Here is a 1,696-nt window from a genome sequence, read left to right on the forward strand (position 1 = left end):
AATGAGCTGGGCGTGCGACCGGAAGGTCGACGCCCAGCGTTCCGGCGGAAACACGAGATCATCATCTGCGTGTTCGATGACCAGACTGAGCAACTCACGGCTCACGACCAAGGACAACAGCGCCGCGTACAGCAGAATCTCTACGACGTGCTTCTTCGTCGTATCGAACTCATCCAGTCTGTACTGCGTCTTCAGCTCCCGAAACAGTAGTTCTACTTCCCAGCGGCAGCGGTAGATCGTCGCTAGATCCTCCGGCAGGAACTCTTCACGCGAGAGATTCGTGATGTACAAATGGTAGTCGTCGGCGTCCTCGTTGCGGACGCCGACGACGCGGAACCGTTTCGTATCACGTGACTGCGTGCCCGCGTACTCTCTCCGGTCAAACTCGATCTCAACTTCGACGTCGATGTACTTGCGGCAGAGATCGTCCACGACGTCGAAGATTTTCTTCCCCTCCAAGGGAATGGCGCGGCCGCGCCATTCCCGTAATTCGTCGGTTACAACCGGGTTAGAGCTGCGTTTCAGTCGACTCACGAAGTAGCCGTCGTTCTCGTCGATCAACGCGAACCGCCGGTACTTGAAATAGGCCAGATCGAGGATCGCTAGCCGACCTTCGAGCCACGATCCTGTCTCGAACTGCGTACTGTCGTGTCTTTTCTCGTCTGTGACGCTGAACCGGTCGATCGTCTGCTCAGTGACGTTATGGAGCAGGTGGAGTCGTGCTCCAGCCTGCTCCTCACGGCGACCTTCATACTCCTCAGCAAGCAACTCGTGGAGCCGGAGAACCGTTCCATCTGCGATCATCACGTCTCTGAATCGGTTGAACTCCTCTGAGACGGTGTGGGGGACAGCGACCTCGTCGAGCCCATACTCGACGAGGTCGCGGAGGTACTCTGCGAGAGTCGGCGTCAACCGCTGATAGAAGCCTCCTGCGGACAATGTCCTGTCTGCAGTCGAGTTGTAGCTCCGTCTGAAGCTGGCGAGCGTTCGGCTTGCGCCGCCGGCGAAGCCGAACGCAAATGACCAAACGAGCGGCGGTATCTGCAGCTTCCGGTCACACTCGACCACGCCGACGGCATCGGCGTGGTCTTCGAGCGCTTCAGATGGAAGGAAGTTAGTGAGATGGCGTTCCACTTCCTGTGAGGAGGGGTTAGAGTGCACATCTTCCGCCTCCTCATTCCTTCCGAAAAGTAACTCCGATAAGCCGCCGCTATCGTGCGGTTTTGCGCCTAACTAAAGACGGATGGTCATTTGCCATACGACCACAGGATGTACGGACTGTACCGGTGAATCGTCACAGCAGATCGTACGACCGGTTCGCTCGGACTGCAACCCGACCGGTTCCGACTCGTGACCAATCGATTAGCCGACGAACGTGAAGTACCTCGCGCGCGGTGGCGCGGCGCGTCCATGTTCGGTACTTCCCGAATGTCGCTTCGTGAGCTGTGCTGAGTCATGGACGAACGGGGTGAATGCCGGTGTGGTAAATACATGAGCAAGAGATAGTGCTTTGTTGAATAGCTGCTGAATGAGGGTTAGAGTGGCTCACAGAGCTTTTCTATGTTGATGATGGCGAACATGAGGACGATTTCACGAAACTGTCGATACCAGCCCAGCGCTCGCACGGCATCGCCGAGCGAGCGCTTCGTCGTCGAGTACGAAGTTTCCGCCATCCAGCGCTGAGAGTAGCCTTTTA

The 1,696-nt window shown here is 57.1% G+C and carries 1 protein-coding gene and 1 pseudogene; both read right to left on the minus strand.

Going from position 1 to position 1,696, the window contains the following annotated elements; translation table 11 throughout:
* Positions 1-1,134, minus strand: a 1,134-nt coding sequence (locus RBH26_RS21225) for an IS4 family transposase (protein WP_306760361.1), incomplete at its 3' end; no start/stop codon positions are given.
* Between the two features lie 401 nt (positions 1,135-1,535).
* Positions 1,536-1,696, minus strand: a pseudogene (locus tag RBH26_RS21230) (IS5/IS1182 family transposase); the annotation flags it as partial.

It is taken from the genome of Natronolimnohabitans sp. A-GB9 (assembly GCF_030848565.1).
In the GTDB taxonomy this organism is placed as follows: Archaea; Halobacteriota; Halobacteria; order Halobacteriales; family Natrialbaceae; genus Natronolimnohabitans.